General features: G+C 59.0%; 1 protein-coding gene. It reads left to right on the top strand.

Annotated elements, in window-relative coordinates:
• Window position 1 precedes the first annotated feature (1 nt).
• Window positions 2-212 (top strand): MbeD family mobilization/exclusion protein (locus QMN93_RS26235; RefSeq protein ID WP_163327058.1); only part of this gene is annotated, 211 nt, incomplete at its 3' end.

Raw genomic sequence — 212 nt, 5'->3', positions numbered from 1 at the left:
AATGACAGAGCTGGAAAAGCAGTTGCTGAGCGCATTAGAGCAGCTACAGCAGGACTACTCGCAAAGGCTGGACGAATGGGAGAGCGCCTTCGCGGAATGGCGGAGCATGTGTGGGCTTATGCAACGGGAGAACGCGGTGCTGAACGAGCGCGTGTCGGACTTGAGCACGCAGGTGCTGAGTTTAAGCGAGCAGCTGCGCCGCTTGTCCGGGA

Origin of the sequence: Enterobacter sp. R-1.6.2 (assembly GCF_035064085.1) — a bacterium.
In the GTDB taxonomy this organism is placed as follows: Bacteria; Pseudomonadota; Gammaproteobacteria; order Enterobacterales; family Enterobacteriaceae; genus Enterobacter; species Enterobacter asburiae_B.
This window is presented reverse-complemented; position numbering and strand designations above follow the sequence as displayed.